This window comes from Sphingomonas sp. MMS24-J13, from assembly GCF_044905095.1.
Lineage (GTDB): Bacteria > Pseudomonadota > Alphaproteobacteria > Sphingomonadales > Sphingomonadaceae > Sphingomonas_I.
In genome coordinates, this window is the sequence record NZ_CP173258.1 from 2,557,425 (window position 1) to 2,575,996 (window position 18,572).

14 protein-coding genes and 1 pseudogene are annotated in these 18,572 nt (G+C 66.2%); 12 read left to right on the forward strand and 3 right to left on the reverse strand.

Going from position 1 to position 18,572, the window contains the following annotated elements:
- The first annotated feature begins 42 nt into the window (after window positions 1-42).
- The 5 genes and pseudogenes from AB4Z44_RS11965 (at window position 43) to AB4Z44_RS11985 (ending at window position 7,216) form a co-directional block, all read left to right on the forward strand.
- The gene (locus AB4Z44_RS11965; protein WP_404709931.1) at window positions 43-417 is read left to right on the forward strand and encodes a GIY-YIG nuclease family protein; all 375 of its coding nucleotides are present in this window, start codon (window positions 43-45) and stop codon (window positions 415-417) included.
- A gap of 7 nt (window positions 418-424) precedes the next feature.
- Window positions 425-2,257: pseudogene (gene dnaG, locus AB4Z44_RS11970) on the forward strand (DNA primase); the annotation flags it as partial.
- Between the two features lie 25 nt (window positions 2,258-2,282).
- Window positions 2,283-4,331, forward strand: a complete 2,049-nt coding sequence (gene rpoD, locus AB4Z44_RS11975) for an RNA polymerase sigma factor RpoD (RefSeq protein WP_404709932.1) — start codon at window positions 2,283-2,285, stop codon at window positions 4,329-4,331.
- 278 nt (window positions 4,332-4,609) lie between these two features.
- Entirely contained in the window at window positions 4,610-5,272 is a 663-nt protein-coding gene (locus AB4Z44_RS11980; protein ID WP_404709933.1) for a DUF6975 family protein, read from the forward strand.
- Between the two features lie 81 nt (window positions 5,273-5,353).
- Window positions 5,354-7,216 carry an ABC-F family ATP-binding cassette domain-containing protein gene (locus AB4Z44_RS11985; RefSeq protein WP_404709934.1) on the forward strand — a complete coding sequence of 621 codons (1,863 nt, stop codon included), beginning with the start codon at window positions 5,354-5,356 and terminating at the stop codon, window positions 7,214-7,216.
- A gap of 128 nt (window positions 7,217-7,344) precedes the next feature.
- On the opposite strand, the gene AB4Z44_RS11990 is transcribed toward AB4Z44_RS11985, so the two are convergent.
- Complete coding sequence (locus AB4Z44_RS11990) at window positions 7,345-8,226, reverse strand: helix-turn-helix domain-containing protein (RefSeq protein ID WP_404709935.1); 882 nt, start codon at window positions 8,224-8,226, stop codon at window positions 7,345-7,347.
- 104 nt (window positions 8,227-8,330) lie between these two features.
- Between AB4Z44_RS11990 and pobA the strand changes: the two genes are divergently transcribed.
- Entirely contained in the window at window positions 8,331-9,494 is a 1,164-nt protein-coding gene (pobA, locus tag AB4Z44_RS11995) for a 4-hydroxybenzoate 3-monooxygenase (protein WP_404709936.1), read from the forward strand.
- 235 nt (window positions 9,495-9,729) lie between these two features.
- Complete coding sequence (locus AB4Z44_RS12000) at window positions 9,730-10,587, forward strand: TauD/TfdA dioxygenase family protein (protein ID WP_404709937.1); 858 nt, start codon at window positions 9,730-9,732, stop codon at window positions 10,585-10,587.
- 33 nt (window positions 10,588-10,620) lie between these two features.
- On the opposite strand, the gene AB4Z44_RS12005 is transcribed toward AB4Z44_RS12000, so the two are convergent.
- Together AB4Z44_RS12005 and AB4Z44_RS12010 are read right to left on the reverse strand one after the other, a co-directional pair.
- Window positions 10,621-11,148, reverse strand: a complete 528-nt coding sequence (locus tag AB4Z44_RS12005) for a MarR family winged helix-turn-helix transcriptional regulator (protein WP_404714219.1) — start codon at window positions 11,146-11,148, stop codon at window positions 10,621-10,623.
- A gap of 262 nt (window positions 11,149-11,410) precedes the next feature.
- Entirely contained in the window at window positions 11,411-12,151 is a 741-nt protein-coding gene (locus AB4Z44_RS12010; RefSeq protein ID WP_404714220.1) for a response regulator, read from the reverse strand.
- Between the two features lie 291 nt (window positions 12,152-12,442).
- On the opposite strand from AB4Z44_RS12010, the gene AB4Z44_RS12015 reads away from it, so the two are divergent.
- The 5 genes from AB4Z44_RS12015 to AB4Z44_RS12035 all read left to right on the forward strand — a co-directional run bounded on the left by AB4Z44_RS12015 (window position 12,443) and on the right by AB4Z44_RS12035 (window position 18,565).
- Window positions 12,443-13,537 (forward strand): hypothetical protein, encoded by a 1,095-nt coding sequence (locus tag AB4Z44_RS12015; RefSeq protein ID WP_404709938.1) that lies wholly within the window; start codon window positions 12,443-12,445, stop codon window positions 13,535-13,537.
- Window positions 13,516-14,598, forward strand: a complete 1,083-nt coding sequence (locus AB4Z44_RS12020; RefSeq protein WP_404709939.1) for an ATP-binding protein — start codon at window positions 13,516-13,518, stop codon at window positions 14,596-14,598. Before AB4Z44_RS12015 ends, AB4Z44_RS12020 begins: the two co-directional genes overlap by 22 nt.
- Before the next feature lie 57 nt (window positions 14,599-14,655).
- A complete protein-coding gene (locus tag AB4Z44_RS12025) occupies window positions 14,656-14,856 on the forward strand; it encodes a DUF5818 domain-containing protein (protein ID WP_404709940.1) in 201 nt (66 codons plus the stop codon).
- Window positions 14,856-15,314 carry a low molecular weight protein-tyrosine-phosphatase gene (locus AB4Z44_RS12030; protein ID WP_404709941.1) on the forward strand — a complete coding sequence of 153 codons (459 nt, stop codon included), beginning with the start codon at window positions 14,856-14,858 and terminating at the stop codon, window positions 15,312-15,314. Before AB4Z44_RS12025 ends, AB4Z44_RS12030 begins: the two co-directional genes overlap by 1 nt.
- 155 nt (window positions 15,315-15,469) lie before the next feature.
- On the forward strand, window positions 15,470-18,565 hold the full coding sequence (locus AB4Z44_RS12035; RefSeq protein WP_404709942.1) for a YdbH domain-containing protein: 3,096 nt from the start codon (window positions 15,470-15,472) through the stop codon (window positions 18,563-18,565).
- Window positions 18,566-18,572 lie beyond the last annotated feature (7 nt).

Below are 18,572 nucleotides of genomic sequence, written 5' to 3' on the forward strand. Positions count from 1 at the left end.
TCGTCCCGAGCGAAGTCGAGGGACGCTACGCTGGGAGCGGGAATGGCGTTTTGGGCTTATATCCTGCGCTGCGTCGATGGTCACTTCTATACGGGGCACACCGACAATCTCGAGTTGCGCGTCGCGCAGCACCAGTATGGCGGTTTTTGCGATTTCACGTCCAGGCGGCGGCCGGTTACGCTTGTTTGGAGCGAGACATTTCCGTCGCGGATCGAAGCGTTGGAGGCCGAGCGGCGTATCAAGCCTTGGTCTCGCGCCAAGAAACAGGCGTTGATCGATGGCGATTGGAAGCGTCTATCACATTTCGCCAAACCCCCATCGGAACGTCCCTCGACTTCGCTCGGGAAGAACGGCTCTTTTGATGACAAGGCCCCGTTCGTGTCGAGCGAAGTCGAGACACGTTACCCCACCCCATGAGCCTCTCCCCCAATTCCTCGACGAACTGCGCGCGCGGACCACTTTGTCCACGCTGATCGGCCGTTCGGTGAAGCTCCAGAAAGCGGGGCGGGAATATCGTGCCTGCTGCCCGTTCCACAACGAGAAGAGCCCGAGTTTCTACGTCAATGACGAGAAGGGTTTCTACCATTGCTTCGGCTGCTCGGCGCATGGCGACGCGATCAGCTTCCTGACCGATGCGCAGGGCATGGCGTTCATGGATGCCGTCAAGGAACTGGTGGCGGCGGCAGGGATGGAGATGCCCGCGCCCGATCCGCGATCGGCCGAGCGCGACCAGCGCAGCGTCGGGCTGATCGCTGCGACCGAAGCCGCGCAGAAATGGTTCGTCGAGCAGTTGCAGGGTATCGCCGGCGCCGAGGCACGCGCTTACCTCGCGCGGCGCGGCATACCCGACGAACTGGCGCGCGCATTCGGGATCGGCTTCGCCCCCGATGCGCGCGGCAAGCTCAAGAGCGCGCTGTCTTCCTTCGGCAACGATATGCTGATCGAGGCCGGCCTTCTCATCCAGGTCGAGGACAAGGAACCGTACGACCGCTTCCGCGGGCGGCTGATGATCCCGATCCGCGATCCGCGCGGCCGGACGATCGCGTTCGGCGGCCGCATCCTCGATTCAGGCGAGCCCAAATATCTGAACTCGCCCGACACCCCGCTCTTCGACAAGGGGCGCACGCTCTACAATCTCGATCGCGCCGGCGCGGCCAGCCGCAAGAGCGACCGGCTGATCGTGGTCGAAGGCTATATGGACGTGATCGCCCTCGCCAAAGCCGGGATTGGCGAGGCGGTGGCGCCCCTTGGTACCGCGCTCACCGAGCACCAGATCGAGCGGCTGTGGCGGCTCGTGCCGGTGCCGATCCTGTGTTTCGACGGCGACAGCGCCGGGGTGAAGGCGGCGGTGCGGGGCGCCTTGCGCGCTTTGCCGATGGTGGGGCCCGATCGTTCGCTCAGCTTCGTCACCTTGCCCGGCGGACAGGATCCGGACGACCTCGTGAAAAGCGGCGGCCGCCCGGCGGTCGAGTCGGCCTTCGCGCAGCCGGTGCCGCTGGTCGATCTGATCTGGCGCCACGAAACCGAAGCCGCGCCGCTCGACACGCCCGAGGCGCGCGCCTCGCTACGCAAGCGGCTGGGCGATCACGCCCGTACGATCGCCGACGGCCCGACGCGTGAACAATATTCGCTGGAATTCCGCCGCCGCTTCGACGCGCTGTTCGCCGCCCAGCCCGCCCAATCCCCGCGCCATGGCGAGCGCCGGCCGTGGCGTCCGGGCTTCGGCAAGCCCCCGCCCCGCCCCATTTCCGACAATGCTCGCGCCATCGGCAAAGGCGGAATCGATCGCACCATGGCGCGCGCCGTCGTCAGTGGCCTGTTGCTCCATCCGCAGCTGGTGGCGATCCACGCCGAAACCCTGCAAGACCTTGCCTTGGGCGATCCCTTGCTCGAACGCGTCCGCGACGTGCTGGTCGATGCCGCCTTTCAGGGCCAGCCGCTTGAAAGCGGGGGAGGTCCCTCCATATTGGCCGGGGCGGGACTTGGCAGCGCGGCGGACGCGTTGTGCAAGACGAACGGTCTTGCCTTTTCGTTCTTGCGCAGCGATGCGGACCCTTCGCGTGTTGCGCGTGATTTAGGGGAAGCCATCGAAGTGCTGGTGACGCGGCCTTTGATAGAACAGGCGCTGGCCGAGGCAACCGCCCGGTTCGGCGAAACGAATGATGAAGCGCTGTTCGTAGAACAGCAACGGCTGACACGCGAAAAACAGGACGTGGAACGCCGTTTGATGGATTTGATGCAGCCGGATGCCGGCTAAACAGTTGACGGGATCAAGAGGTAGCATGGCGAAGAGCACCACGGTGGCGGTTGCAAGCGGCGGGAACGGCGACGGCGAGGGCGGCGATTCGCCGCTCATCGATCTCAACGAAGCGTCGCTCAAGAAGCTGATCGCACGCGCCAAGAAGCGTGGCTACATCACGATCGACGAACTGAACGAAGCGATGCCGCAGGACCAGATGTCCACGGATCAGATCGAGGACGTCATGTCCTCTCTGAACGAGATGGGCGTCAACATCGTCGAGAACGAAGAAGCGAGCGAGGACGGCGAGCCTGCCCAGCAGCAGGAGGACGATCAGCCCGACGAGATCGACGGCGGCGATGAAGCCGTTCCGACCTTCACCCAGGTCGCGAAGAAGGAAACCGTCGATCGCACCGACGATCCGGTGCGCATGTATCTGCGCGAGATGGGCGCGGTCGAATTGCTCAGCCGCGAGGGCGAGATCGCCATCGCCAAGCGGATCGAGGCCGGCCGCGATACGATGATCCTGGGGCTGTGCGAAAGCCCGATCACCTTCAACGCCATCATCGACTGGTCGAACGCGCTCAACGAAGGCACGATGCAGCTGCGCGAGATCCTCGATCTCGAGGCGATGGTCTCGAAGGGACCGACGGCCGAGCAGGTCGCGGGTGCCGAAGACGATTCGGGCGAGATCAGCGAAACCTCTGCCGGGCCGTCCTTCAAGGAAGAGGAAGAACCCGAGGAGGCCCCCGCCGCCGACGAGGACGAGGATTCGATGGTCGAGCGGCGCACCCCGCGCCCGAGCGACGACGAGGAAGAGGACAACACCCTCAGCCTCGCCCAGATGGAAGAGCAGCTCAAGCCGCAGGCGCTCGAGAAGTTCGCCGCCATCACCGATCTCTACAAGACGTTCGCACAGCTCCAGGCGCGGCGCGTGATCGCACGCGGCATGGGTGACGATTTCCCCAAAGCCGACGAGACCCGCTATCAGGATCTGCGCGAACAGCTCACCGCCGAGGTGGAGAGCGTCAAGTTCCACGCCGCCAAGATCGAGCATCTCGTCGACCAGCTTTATTCGTACAACCGGCGGCTGACCGCGCTGGGTGGCCAGATGCTGCGTCTGGCCGAGCGTCACCGCGTGCCGCGCAAGGACTTCCTCGACCGCTATGTCGGGCAGGAAACGACTGAGGGCTGGCTTGGCAGCGTCGCCAAGCTCGATCGCAAGTGGGCGGCGTTCGCGGCCGAAGAGGCCGAGCCGGTCGAGCGCATCCGCGCCGAAATCGGTGAGATCGCGACGGCGACGGGCATATCGCTGAGCGAATTCCGCCGCATCGTGAACATGGTGCAGAAGGGCGAGCGCGAGGCGCGCATCGCCAAGAAGGAGATGGTGGAAGCGAACCTCCGCCTCGTCATCTCGATCGCCAAGAAATATACCAACCGCGGCCTGCAGTTCCTGGATCTGATCCAGGAGGGCAATATCGGCCTGATGAAGGCGGTCGATAAGTTCGAATATCGCCGCGGCTACAAGTTCAGCACCTACGCCACCTGGTGGATCCGGCAGGCGATCACGCGCTCGATCGCCGATCAGGCGCGCACGATCCGCATCCCGGTCCACATGATCGAGACGATCAACAAGCTGGTCCGCACGAGCCGCCAGTTCCTCCATGAGACCGGCCGCGAGCCGACCCCGGAAGAGCTGGCCGAGCGCCTTTCGATGCCGCTCGAGAAGGTTCGCAAGGTGATGAAGATCGCCAAGGAGCCCATCTCTCTCGAAACGCCGATCGGCGACGAGGAAGACAGCCATCTCGGCGATTTCATCGAGGACAAGAATGCGATCATCCCGGTGGATGCCGCGATCCAGGCCAACCTCAAGGAAACGGTCACCCGCGTTCTCGCCAGCCTCACCCCGCGCGAGGAGCGTGTGCTGCGCATGCGCTTCGGCATCGGCATGAACACCGATCATACGCTGGAAGAGGTCGGCCAGCAGTTCAGCGTGACGCGCGAGCGTATCCGGCAGATCGAAGCCAAGGCACTGCGCAAGCTCAAGCATCCGAGCCGCAGCCGCAAGATGCGCAGCTTCCTGGATCAGTAGGTCCGTCTGGACGCCACGAAGGCCCTCTCTCTTGAAGAGAGGGTGGCTGAGGGTGTCCGAGCCTTGCGGTGGTAAGATCTGACCGTGCCCTCGCCCCTCACCCCGACCCTCTCCCGAATGGGAGAGGGGAGCTTGGGTCGTTCCATTCAGCCGCGCGAAGCATAAGTTAAAAATAGCGTTAATTGTGCGCTAACCTGATCTTTACGTCCGGCCTTTATCTCCCGGTGGCAGGGGGAAGAAGGTAGGCGGGGCATGTGCTTCGCGGCCGGGAGCCTGACATGCCACTCGCTGTTGTTGAAAATACCGAAGACATGGGCGATCTGCTCATGGGGCTCGCAGCGACCGAGGGGAGCGCAAGTCATCCCTACACCCATTCGTTCGAACTGAACGCCGATCCGCTGGCGACGCGTAACCTGGCCGATGTCCTGCACCTCCTGTCGATGCTCCACGGTGCCCAGCCCGGGCTGATCGAGGCGTCGGCGATGCGCAATGTTGCGCCACAAGCGGACCAATGGTTCAAACGCGCAGTCAGGGGTTTTGCGGTCGAGCGCTCTTATATGGCCCAGTTGATCGTCGCCGCCGGCCCCACGCCCAGTACGCCGGGCGAGGCCGAGACCGGAGCCGCCGTCCTCGGTCAGCGCCACGCGCTCGACACGATCGCTGCATCGGACCAATTCGGCTGCGCGCTTGGCGCCGTCGCCGCCATGCTGTTCGACTGGCAATCGATTCGCTCGGTATTCGATACCGCTGCGGCGCGTATCGGGATCGACGTCCCCGCGTGCGAACTTCCCGAGGATGACGAGACCGCGTCGGTCCTCAACCGCCTGCCGATGCATCCCCGCCTCGATCGCGCCCTGGCGTTCGGCGCGCGCCAGTTGCTCGTCCAGCATCGCGGGCTTTGGGATTTGCTCGAGGCCCGTGCCAAGGCGCGGATGGGGTAACGCTTGAATTCCTTTCCGGAAGGGGAGGATTTTGCTGCACCGCACTAGGAATAAAGCGCCCTCTCGTGATAGGCGCGCTCCATGCTCAATCTGAATGGCATCACCGTGCGCCTTGGCGGGCGCACGATCCTTGACGGCGCAAGCGCGACGCTGCCGCCCAAATCGCGCGTCGGCCTGATCGGACGCAACGGGGCGGGCAAATCGACCCTGATGAAGGTGATGATCGGCCAGCTCGATCCCGACGACGGCAGCATGGAAATGCCGCGCGGCACCCGGATCGGGTATATCGCGCAGGAAGCGCCGAGCGGCACGACTACGCCGATCGAGGCGGTGCTCGCCGGCGATACCGAGCGTGCCGCATTGCTGGAGGAGGCCGAGACCTGCCACGATCCCGACCGTGTCGGCGAGATCCACGAGCGGCTGGGCGCGATCGACGCCTATACGGCACCTGCCCGCGCGGCGCGCATCCTGGTCGGCCTCGGCTTCGACGAGGAGATGCAGCAGCGTCCGCTCGACAGCTATTCGGGCGGCTGGAAGATGCGTGTCGCGCTCGCGTCCCTGCTCTTCTCCGAGCCCGATCTGCTGCTGCTCGACGAGCCATCGAACCACCTCGATCTCGAAGCGACATTGTGGCTGGAAAGCTTCCTCAAAAGCTACCCGGCGATGATGGTGGTGATCAGCCACGAGCGCGATCTGCTCAACAATGTGGTCGACAACATCCTGCATCTCGAGCGCGGCAAGGTCACGCTCTACTCGGGCGGTTATGATTCGTTCGAGCGCCAGCGCGCCGAACGCGCCGCCCAACTCGCCGCCGCGCGCGCCAATCAGGATGCCCAGCGCGCCAAGCTGCAGGATTATGTCGCGCGCAATTCGGCGCGCGCCTCGACCGCCAAGCAGGCGCAGTCGCGCGCCAAGATGCTCGCCAAGATGCAGCCGATCGCGGCGATGGCCGAGGATCCGACGCTGTCATTCGGCTTCCCCAATCCCGAGGAATTGCGGCCGCCGTTGATCACACTCGATCTCGCCTCGGTCGGCTATGCCGACAAGCCGATCCTGCAGCGGTTGAACCTGCGCATCGATCCAGACGATCGCATCGCGTTGCTCGGCCGCAACGGCAACGGCAAGACCACACTCGCCCGCCTGCTCGCGGCGCAACTGGCGCCGATGGACGGCGCGATGAATGCCAGCGGCAAGATGAAGGTCGGCTATTTCACCCAATATCAGGTGGAGGAGCTCGACGGTTCGGACACGGCATTGGCGCACATGACCCGGATCATGCCGGGCAAGACTCCGGCGGCGGTACGGGCTCAGCTCGGCCGCTTCGGTTTCTCGGGCGACAAGGCGGTGACCGAGGTGCGCAAGCTTTCGGGCGGCGAACGTGCGCGCCTGGCACTCGCGCTGATCACGCGCGAAGCCCCGCACCTGCTGATCCTCGACGAGCCGACGAACCACCTCGATGTCGATGCGCGTGAGGCGTTGGTCCAGGCACTCAACGAATATTCGGGCGCGGTCGTACTGGTCAGCCACGACCGTCACATGCTCGAACTGACTGCCGACCGGCTGGTGCTGGTCGACGGCGGCACGGCGCGCGAATTCGATGGCAGCATCGAGGATTATACCGCCTTCATCCTCTCCAAGGAGGGCTCGGGCCGCGCCGCCAAGGCCAACAAGAAGGAAGACCGCAAGGCCGCCGCGGCAGCACGCGAAAAGGCCCAGGCACTGCGCAAGGCGCTCAAGGGAATGGAAGCCGATGTCGTCCGCCTGACTGCCGAGCGGTCGAAGCTCGATCTGGCGATGTTCGATCCGTCGTCGGCCGATCCCTCGCTGACCAAGCTCAGCATGGGCGCGCTGATGAAGAAGCGCGCCGATGTGGCGGCGAGTCTCGAGGAGGCCGAGGCGCGCTGGCTGGAGGCTTCGGAAGCGCTGGACGGGGTCGAGGCTTAAGCTTCTCACCGTCCATCCCGAGCGAAATCGAGGAATTCGCAATTCCGAGCGCAGTCGCGGTGCGTCTTGTTCAAACGCCACCTTCAAACAATGGCATCCCGGCTTCGCTCCGGACGAACGGGTGTGAGCTAGGGCTGCGTTCCCTTCCGCCGATACTCTCCCGGCGGCACTCCTTCGATCCGCGCGAACCAGCGCGAGAAATAAGCCGGATCCGCAAAGCCCAGCGCATAGGCAATCGCACTGACCGGCGCGGTACCGTGGGTCAGCAGCCGCCGCGCTTCGATCATCGTGCGATCCTGCAACATGCGGATCGGCGCCTGGCCCGAAGCAGAAGCACAGGCCGTGCGTAACCGAGACACAGACACACCGAGCGCAAGCGCATGCTGCGCGACCGACCAGCCCTCACCCAATCGGGCCTCGATCTGCCTGCGGAAACGCGCCACCAGAGCGGCTTCGCGCCCGGGCACCGCACTTCGGCCCGCCTCCCCTGCCCCCAGCGCGCGGGCCGCCTCGACCAGCACCAAGCTCAGCAAAGCCTCGCCCGCCAGCAGACCGAGCGCGCCACCGGCGGTCAACTCCGTGCCCAACCGCGCCAGTTGCCGATCGATCGCCAGGGCAGCCTTCCCGATCGACGCCGCCCGCGCCGATGCGAGTTGCTCCGCGACGTCAGGATGCGCAAGCCGGTCGGCAAAGCTCAGGATGTGCCCGCGCGTGGCAGGGTCGAAGCGGTAACCGTGAACCAGTCCGGCGGGAGCGATGAGCAGGCTTGCCGGGCCGAAGCGCCATTGCTCGGCCTCGGCCTGCATCACACCGCCGCCATCGGCGATCAGCAGCAATTGGTGTAGATCGCGGTGCGCGTGGCTGCGGATCGTCCAATCGCGTGGCGCGCTGCGGCTGGCGATTGTCTCGACATGGATGAAGCGCGGATCCGCCGGGCGCACCGGTTCGTCATAGAGCGTATAGCGCGGGATCGGCTTCGCCTCGGCGGGCAGGCGGTGCGACGCGGCCATCCCGCCTCGTGCCACGCCCCAAGCGAAAAGTCCAAGGGACTGCGCGCTATCGCCAGTGATCGATCCGCCCGATCCGGTACATTTCCGGGCACGGGAGAGCGAAAATGCGCACACAGATCGGGATCATCGGGGCGGGGCCGGCTGGACTGCTGCTGTCACAATTATTGTGGAAGGCCGGAATCGATTGCGTGATCCTCGAGCAGCGCAGCCGCGATTATGTCGAGGCGCGGATCCGCGCCGGCGTGCTCGAACAAACCACGGTCGATCTGCTGCATGAGGTGGGCGTCAACCGGCGCCTGGATGCGGAGGGGCTGATCCATGACGGCTTCGCGCTCTCACCCGATGGCGATCCGTTCCGCATCGATCTGAAGGGCCTCACCGGCAAATCGGTCACCGTTTACGGCCAGACCGAAGTGACGCGCGATCTGATCGCCGCCGCGATCGAGCGCGGCGTGCCGATCCATTTCGAGGCCGAAGGCGTCGCGATCCACGATATCGAGGGTAACCCTGCCCTTACATGGAGCAAGGATGGCATCGCACATCGCCTCGATTGCGACTTCATCGCCGGCTGCGACGGCTATCACGGCCCGGCACGCCAGGCGATGCCGGCCGATGTGCTCAAGACGTTCGAGCGGGTCTATCCGTTCGGCTGGCTCGGTGTGCTCGCCGATGTACCGCCGTGCGATCACGAGCTCATCTATGCCAGCCACGGCCATGGTTTTGCGCTGGCGTCGATGCGCTCGCCGACCCGCAGCCGTTATTATATCCAGGTCGCCGAGGGCGAAAAGCTGGCGGACTGGTCCGACGAGCGCTTCTGGGACGAACTGAGCCTGCGGCTCGGCCCCGATGCCGGCGCGCGGGTGACCCGCGGCCCTTCGATCGAGAAATCGATCGCGCCGCTGCGTTCGTTCGTGGCCGAACCGATGCGCCATGGCCGCCTGTTCCTGGCGGGGGACGCTGCGCATATCGTGCCGCCGACCGGTGCCAAGGGACTCAACCTCGCCGCCTCCGACGTCTTCTATCTCGCCGAGGCGATGGTCGATCATTATGCCGGTTCGTCGGCGGGGATCGATCGTTATTCCGAGCGCGCACTGGCGCGCGTTTGGAAGGCGGTGCGCTTCTCGTGGTGGCTCACCACGCTGATGCATCGTTTCCCGGATACCGACGATTTCGCGCGGCGCATCCAGCTGACCGAGCTCGATTATGTCCGCGGCTCGCACAACGCACAGGCATCGATCGCCGAAAATTATGTGGGGCTGCCGCTGTAAACTTCTTCCGGATCGGCTGCCGCGCCGAACACGAGGCGTGCCCAGATCGCCTCCACGTATCATTCTCGATCGGCGCAGTCGGGCCGATTTGTTGCGTTCATCGTCGGAGCCGCTGCGCCCCAACCTGCTCCTCGCGGGCGGCTCGCCGGGATCGATCGCGAGCGCCGATGCCCCATGCGCGGGCCTGAATTAGATTAGCTTGCTAACCATGACAGGAATTGGTAGGGCGGCGATCATGGACGTCAAACCACTCGCGGCCTTCGGGGCCGAAATCACCGGCCTCGATCTCACCCGGCCGAGCCCCGCGCTCGCAGAGACCTGCTTCCGGCTGTTCGACACATATGGCGTGTGTGTCTTCCGCGACACCGGGCTCGACGATGCCGCCCATGTCGCCTTCAGCTACCAGTTCGGCCAGCTCGAACATGCCCCGCTGATCCACACGCGCGCCCATCGTCTGTCGCTGCCGGAACTGTTCGATGCCGGCAATCTCAACGCAGACGGCACGATCCGCAGCGACGAGCGCAGCCGCCTGTTCAGCAAGGGCAACCAGCTGTGGCATACCGACAGCTCGTTCCGGCCCGAGCGCTCATCCTATTCGATGCTGCTCGCCCACATCACCCCGCCCGAGGGTGGCGATACCGAGTTTGCGGACATGCGCGCGGCGTATCGCGCGCTGCCCGACGATATGAAGGCGCGGATCGAGGGGCTCGAGGCCGAGCATACGATCTGGCATTCGCGCAAGCTCGCCGGCTACCCGGACGCCAGTGAGCGCGAGACGACGATGATCCCCGGCGCCCGCCAGCCGCTCGTGCTGGTCCACCCCCGCACCGGCGAGAAGGCGCTCTATCTGGCCCGCCACATCGCGCGCATCATCGGCCTGCCCAAGGACGAGAGCGATGCGCTGATCGACGAGCTCATCGCCTTCGCGACGCAGCCGCAATTCGTCTATGTCCACCAGTGGCGCGTGGGCGACCTGCTGGTGTGGGACAATCTCTGCACGATGCATCGCGCGACGCCGTTCAATGATCTGGGTTATCCACGGGACATGCGGCGCACGACGGTGCGGGATCGGCCATTGGAGATCCCCGCCTAACACGCGGTTGGTTTGTGGTCGGGCCGGAGAAGCCTACTTCTCCCCGTCCCCAACCCCCTTGTCAAACCGCGCCAGCAGCCGCTCGGCAAAGCGATTGAAGTGGATGATGTCCTCCTCGTCGAACTCGTCGAGCAGCACCGCGCGCAGATCATTCGCAACCTGACTGGCCGCCTCCAGCGTGTTCTCGCCTTCGGGGGTCAAGCGGATCAGCTTGGCGCGGCGATCGAATGGATCGGGCAGGCGCTCGACCAGCTTTTCGGCCTCGAGCATGTCGAGCATGCGGGTCAAAGTCGGTTTCTCGATCCCCATGCGATTGGCGATCTCGACCTGCGCACTCAGCCAAGGGGCGCGATCGATCGTCGACAGTGCCTCCATCCGCGCCGCGCTCGTCCCGATCACGCGCAATTTTTCATCGAGCATCGATCGCCAGCGGCGCGCCGCCAACACGATCTGAACGGTGAGACGAAATTTGGGGTCGCGCAGCCGCGCTTCGATATTGTCGGTGCGCGGCGTATGAGCCTGACGACGTTCAGGTGCGCGTTCGGACTGCTTGGGTTTCACCAAAATCGATCTCTCCCCCATTTACAAAGCCCCCGTCCAAGCGACGGCCTCCCCTGTTTTGACGATCTGTCTAACCGAAAAGCCGACGTCTCACCATATTGCCCGAATTATGGTTCACACCGCGCTGCGACCATCGCGGCCCCGCTGTGGCTGAAATGGTGCGAGGTCGTATGCCGTGTCAGGATGGAGAGCGCTTTGGCCGCCCAGCCGCCCTTTCCGTTATGCTGCGCGATGCGACCCCGCGTTCCCATGGAGGATCGGGTCAGGCTTTGCTCACCACGGGCACGAACAGATAGCCTTCGTTGCGCACGGTGCGGATCAATTCGCCGCCATTCTGGCCATCGGCCAATTTACGCCGCAGGCGGCTGATCTGGACATCGATTGCGCGATCATAATGTTCGCTATCCTCGCCGCGCGCGAAATCGAGCAATTGATCGCGGGTGAGCACGCGGCGCGGACGTTCGACCAAGGCGCGCAACAGGCGGAATTCGCCGTCGGTGATGCTGATCACGCGGTCCTGAGGATCGTACAGCATGCGTGCATCGATATCGATCCGCCAGCCGGCGAAGCGGAGGCCGCGGCCATGCTCGCCATCGTTGGCGGCCACGAACGAAACCGGCGACATTTCCTCTTTCTGCCGGCGGCGCAACACTGTGCGGATACGCGCGAGCAGTTCGCGTGGATTGCACGGCTTGGCCAGATAATCCTCTGCCCCCATTTCGAGCCCGACGATGCGATCGACATCGGTCCCGACCGCAGAGAGCATGATCACCGGCGGGCTGTCGTCGCGCTGCAAAGAGCGCAGCGCCGAGAGGCCATCCTCCTTCGGCATCATCACATCGAGCACGATCAGATCGTAGCGCGCTTTGGCCAGCTTCTCGCGCATCTCGATCGGATTGCCGGCCGAATTGGTCTGAAAACCGTGCTTGTCGAGGAAGGACGCGATGAGGCGGCGAATGCCTGCATCGTCATCGACGATCAGGATGCGCGTTGCGTGGTCCATGATGGGCATGATGGCGTTCATTGCCGCCAATTGCCAGTGCCGCATTCCGCCTATGTTTCAGCTTCTTTGCAGAAACGCGTCGCCGCGCGCGATGCGCTGTTACATTTACGCGACCGCCTGGACATTCGGCGGCAACGGCATGCGCCGATTTTGGCGACATGATCGCGTCGATCGTCCGAAACGGGCGAAATGGGAAAATGACATGGGGAGCTTCGATCGGCCGCATCGCGCTGCCCGGCGGCATGCGTCCATCTGTCACGGCAGCGCGCGATGTGGCATAAGCTGCGCTCGATGACCCTGCCCTCCCGTCCCGCATGGCGCGGTCCGCCGCTTGCGCTGCAGATGACCGTCCTGCTGATGGGCGGGCTGGTGATCGCGCAGCTCGTCACCCTGTTTCTGACCCTCGTATTTCCGCCGGCGCCGGCGGCGCAATACGGGCTGGACGATATCGCCACCGCGCTGGCCGATCGGCGCGGCGACGAGCATCAAGGCCTGCGTCGGCTGGTCCAGGCCGGCCCGCCCGATGTCTCCGGGCCCGGTTGGCTCGTGTCCGAGAAATCGCGGCGCGAATTGGCGCGGCTGATGAATGTCGATCCAAGCCGCGTCAGCCTGGCCTTCTACACGCCGCTGCCGTTCGCCGGCACCACCGCCGCACGCAGCTATGCCATGGCGAATGACGGGCCGATGGCCACGCTCTCCAGCCTGCCCGGCCCGATGCATCCGGCGGCATATCTGACGCTTGCCCAATATACGCAGGGGCCGGGCGCACCGCAGATGGGGAACAGCCGCGAAGCCCTGCCGCCGCGCGACGCCTTTCCGCCAGGCATGTTCCCGGGCGGGGGGACCGGGGGATCGGGCCGGCCGGAACCCGGATCGCGCGCGGCGCCGATCGTGCCGCTCGATCGCATGCGTGGCGCGCTGCCCTTGATCAGCGTCGATCCGCGTTTCGCCGACCGGCCGCGCGGGATCTATATTCCGGGTGATGGTGGCGCGGCCGTGCCGCCCCTGCTGCGCGGCGAGGGCGCCGGATCGGTACCCGCAGGCGGCAAGACGACTAGCCTGCCCACCACCGGAACGGTCACCGCGCCAGGCGCGACCGGATCGACGCCGGCCAACCCGATCTATCCGCCGGGTGGTTTTGCACGCCAGCTACCGCGCTCATTCCTGCCCAACTCATCGGTCCTGATGCCATCGGTGTCGGCAGCGCCGACCACGCCGGGCCACGTCATCCCGCCCTTGCTGATGCCCGAGACGCAACAGCAGCCGGCGCCGGCGCCGCGCGCTGTGCCGGCCGAGCCCGTCCAGCCCCCCGTCCGTGCTCCGATCGCGACGCCCGTGCCCGACGCTCAGATCGGGGGGCGATCGTGCAGCCGCCGCTCAAGCTGACGCCGGGACCTTTGCCCGAGACGATCACGCCGCCGTCCGGCCCCCCGATCGCGATCAGCGCGCCATCGCGCGGCCTGTTCGGCCTTGCCCCCGCGCCGTTCGTAGAGGGCGATTTCGTCGCCGCGCTGCAGATGCCCGATGGCCGCTGGTCGGTGGTGCAGCCCGCGCCCGAGCCGTTCCCCAATAGCTGGCAGCAGCGCGTGCTGATGTGGTTCGCGATCAGCCTGGCGCTGGTGGCCCCGGTCGGCTGGCTGTTCGCGCGCCGGCTGGTCAAGCCGCTCGACCGCTTCGCCCGCGCCGCGGAGCAATTGGGCCGCGATCCCTCGGTCGCGATCGGTCCGCTCGATGGCCCCGCCGAGATCGGCCGCGCCGCGCACGCCTTCAACCTGATGCAGGGCCGGCTGCGTGCATTCGTCGACGATCGCACGGCGATGGTCGGCGCGATCAGCCACGACCTGCGCACTCCGCTGACCCGCATGCGTTTCCGAATCGAGGACGTGCCCGACGATGTGCGCGAGGGCCTGCTTGAAGAGGTCGACGAGATGGAGGCGATGATCGCGCAGGTCATCGACTATATCCGCGACGCCTCCACTCCCGGCGTGCGCGAGCGGCTCGATCTGGCGACGTTGGTCGAGGAAGCGGTCGAGGATGCACGCCTCGTCGGCGGCACGGTCGAGTTCGAGCATTCGGATCCGGTGCCGGTCGAGATCGACGTCCTCGGCGTGCGCCGCGTGCTCGACAATCTGCTCGAAAATGCGATCAAATATGGCGACCGCGCGCGGATCCGCCTGCGCACCGAAGCCGGCAGTGCGATCGCGGAGATCTACGATGAAGGCCCGGGCCTGCCCGAGGACGAGATGGAACGCGCGTTCGAGCCTTTCTATCGAAGCGAGGCGGCGCGATCGTCGGAGAAAGCGGGGAGCGGGCTGGGGCTGGCGGTATGCCGTTCGATCGCGCGCGCGCATGGCGGCGACGTGCAGCTCAAGCGATCGGGCGAAGGCTTCCTCGCGGAGATGCGCATGCCCTTGGCTTACGACGCGGAAAGACCTTTGGCTGCGTAGATCCTTTCCGTGCCGGGGAGGATTTACGAGGCGCATCTCGCGCCATAATCGGTTGTCATGCAGCTAGGCCAAGCCATCGACGAAACCGGCACCCTCACCCGCGACGGTGGCGCATTCTGGCTCCGGCGCGACGCCGGCGGACGTTTCCGGCTCGATCTGCGCCGTACGCCAGTCGACGAGGTCGAGAAGCGCGTGCGGGTGATCGGGATCTATGCGGGCGACGATGCGGTCGATGTCGATGGCGTCGCCTTGATCTGATGCCGTCGATCCTGTTCGTCTGCCTCGGCAATATCTGCCGCTCGCCCTTGGCCGAAGCCGCGCTGCGGGCGGAGGCGGCGCGGGGCGCGCTGGACATCGAGATCAATTCGGCCGGCACGGGCAGCTGGCACGTCGGCAATCCCCCCGACCGGCGCGCCCAGGCCGTCGCGCATAACCATGGCATCGACATTACGGGCTATCGCGCGCGGCAGGTTATACCGGCCGACTTTCGCCGCTTCACCCACATCTACGCGCTCGATCCCGACAATCTCGCGGGCCTCCGCCGCATCGCGCCGGCCGATGCGACGGCCGAGGTGCGATTGCTGATGGACATGGTGCCGGGCCGCGAGGGGACGGGCGTCACGGATCCTTATTATGGCAACGAGGCGGGGTTCGAGCTGACCTGGGCCGATGTGAGCGCGGCGGCGCAGGCGATCATGGCCTCGCTCGAACGCTGACGCCCTCGGATCGACGCCGGTCGGCAACCTCACTGCGGCGAAGGGCCGGCGGACCTGAAACAAGTTCGTCATGACGTGTGTTCTCAACGAACGATGGCGCATCCACCCCATCTCTTGCTACGATAGCCACCTGTTCGCTTGGGTAATGTATCGCTTTGACCGCCTCCGCTGACGAACCGCCGCGCTGGCGACGGCACCGCCGGACGGTCGGCCGGGCGACTGCGATCTTCCTCCTGCTGCTTCTGCTGGCGCTCTGGCTCGGGCGGCAGCGGATCGCGACGCATCTGGTCAACGAGCATCTCGCCAAGGCAGGCGTGCCGGCCGCCTACCGCATCACGAAGCTCACCCCTTTCAGCCAGCGGATCGAGGATTTGCGGCTGGGCGATCCGGCCCATCCCGATCTGGTCGCGCGGCGGGTCGATCTGGGCTGGCGCTATGGCCTGAATGGCCCGGTGCTGGCGTCGGTCGAGGCCGACGGGATTCGGCTGGTGGGGCGGATCCGGAATGGCCGGCTCTCGCTCGGCACGATCGACCGGCTACTGCCGCAATCCTCGTCGGGCGGGCCAAGCCTGCCCGATCTGAATGCGACGCTCAGCGACACCCATATCGCGCTGGCGACCCCCGCCGGCGCAATCGGCGCGTGGCTGACCGGAGCGGGCAACCTCGCGCGCAATTATCGGGGGCAGGCGATCATCGATGCCCCCTCGCTCGCTTCCGGCGGCTGCGCGATCGATCATGCCGCCGCCAAACTCGCGATCCGGATCGTCGATCGATCGCCGCATTTGCTCGGCCCCGTGACGATCGGCGGCGCGCATTGCCTGCCCCAGGCGCTCACGATCGGCGCCGGCACGCTCACGACCGACGTGGCGCTCACCCCCGAACTGGATGGCGCGGATGGCCGGGTCACGCTGGCGGGCTTTGCCGGCCGCGCCGGATCGATCCGCTTCGGCGCGGCCGCCGGGACGATCAGCCTCGCCGGCAAGGCGAAGGATGCCCACGGCCGGGCCAACCTCACGCTCGCCGGGCTGCAGACGTCGCTGGCACATGCCGACAGCTTTTCGATCGCAGGCGGCTGGCGCCTGACGGCGGCCGAGCGCCATTTCGACGGCGCCATCGGGATGCGCCGCCTCGTCGCGCGCCGCGACATCGTCGATTCGATCGGCAGCGGCGCGCGGGCGGTGGCGGGCACCCCGATCGGGCCGATCGCGGCGCGGATCGGCGCTTCGATCGCCAGGATCCTGACGCGGGCCGACGCCGAGGCGCAGTTGGCATATATGGGCAGCGGCGCGCGCCAATCGGTGCGAATCGATCAGGCCACCCTCACGGCGGGCCGCGATCAGGTAAGCTTTACCGGCAGCGGATCGCGCGAAGCGCGGGGCTGGACGTTCGACGGCCGTGCGGCCGGCAGCGCGCTTCCCGCTTTGGCGGTGCGCGGGGACCTGTCCGGCGGCAGCGTTACCGCACTGGTCCGGATCGAGCCTTATTCCGTCGGGTCTGCGCGGCTCGCGCTGGCGCCGGTCGAGATCACGGCCGGCAAAGGCACCACCCGTTTCGCAACCACCGCCACGATCAGCGGCCCGATCGGATCGGGATCGGTCGAGGGGCTGACGCTGCCGATCGCCGCCACATACGCGCGGTCGGGCGAACTGCGCGTCGGCGAGGGCTGCATCCCGATCGGCTTCGCCCGCGTAAGGGTGGCGGCGCTCACGCTCGATCCCGGTACCGTCCGGGTCTGCGGCCAGCCGCTCCTCGTCCGCCGCGCCGACGGCAGCATCGCCATCGCCGCCATCGCGCGCGACGTCACACTCGACGGCCGTACCGGCACCGCGCCGCTTACGCTCCACGCCGCGAGGCTGGGCCTGAGCGGCACCAGCCGCTTCACCGCGGAGCAGCTCGATATCGCCTTGGGCGCGGCCGATGACGATCCCACCCGCCTCGCCGTCGCGAAGCTCGACGGCCAGATCGGCGCGAACGGCCCCTCAGGCACCTTCGCCGATGCCGCCGGATCGATCCGTCATGTCCCGCTGGCGCTCTCCGGCGCGACCGGCACGTGGCGGCTGGAGCAAGGTGCGCTTCGCCTCGAAGGCGCGCTCGGCGTCGCCGATCGCGGCCCGAACGTGCGCTTCAACCCGCTCACCTCGGGCGACGTGAAGCTGGCCTTGGTCGATGGCCGCATCGATGCGAGCGCCAGCCTGCGCAGCCCGCGCTACGACAAGCCGGTCGCGAACATCACCCTCACCCACGATCTCGCCACCGGCAGCGGCGGTGCACGGATCGATGTGCCCGCGCTCACCTTCGCCAGAAACAGGTTCCAGCCCGAGATGCTGACTCCGCTGACCCTGGGCGTCATCGCCAACACGGTCGGCACGATCAGCGGCCGGGGGCGGATCGACTGGACCGCCGACGCCATCACCAGCAGCGGCGATTTCCACACCGACCGGACCGATCTCGCCGCCGCCTTCGGCCCGGTCAGCGGGATCGAGGGCGATATCCATTTCACCGATCTGCTCGGGATGGTCACCGCGCCGCATCAGGCGGTGCGCATCGCCGAGATCAACCCCGGCGTGAGTGTCGCCAACGGGGTCGCGCATTACCAGATGCTCGGGCCCGAGCAGGTAAAAGTGGAGGACGCCGTCTGGCCATTCGCGGGCGGCACCCTCTCGCTCGATCCGACCACGCTCGATTTCAGCGAGACCGGGCAGCGGCGACTGACCTTCCAGGTCGCGCAGCTCGACGCCGGCATCTTCATCCAGCAGCTCGATTTTCCGAACATCTCGGCCACCGGCACGTTCGACGGCAAATTGCCGATGATCTTCGATGCGACCGGCGGGCGGATCGAGGGCGGGTTGCTGCAATCGCGCGGCGGCGGCCAGCTCGCTTATATCGGCGAGCTTTCGAATGCGGAGCTTGGCACGATGGGCAAGATGGCGTTCGATGCGCTGAAGGCGATCCATTATTCGACGCTTGGCATCAGCCTCGACGGGAAGCTCGACGGCGAGATCGTCAGCCGGGTGCGCTTCCAGGGGGTGCGCGATGCGACGCCGAGCGCGTCGATCGCCGCGCGGCTGATCCGCAACCTGCCCTTCCGCTTCAATATCGAGATCCGCGCCCCCTTCCGCGGGCTGGTCGGATCGGCGCAGGCCTATATGAACCCCGAAACGCTGCTGCGCGACGCGATCAAGCCCGCCGAGGCCCAGGGCAATGGGCAGCCGCCTGCCATTCAGCCTGCCGACAGCGGACCCGTGCGATGAAAGGATG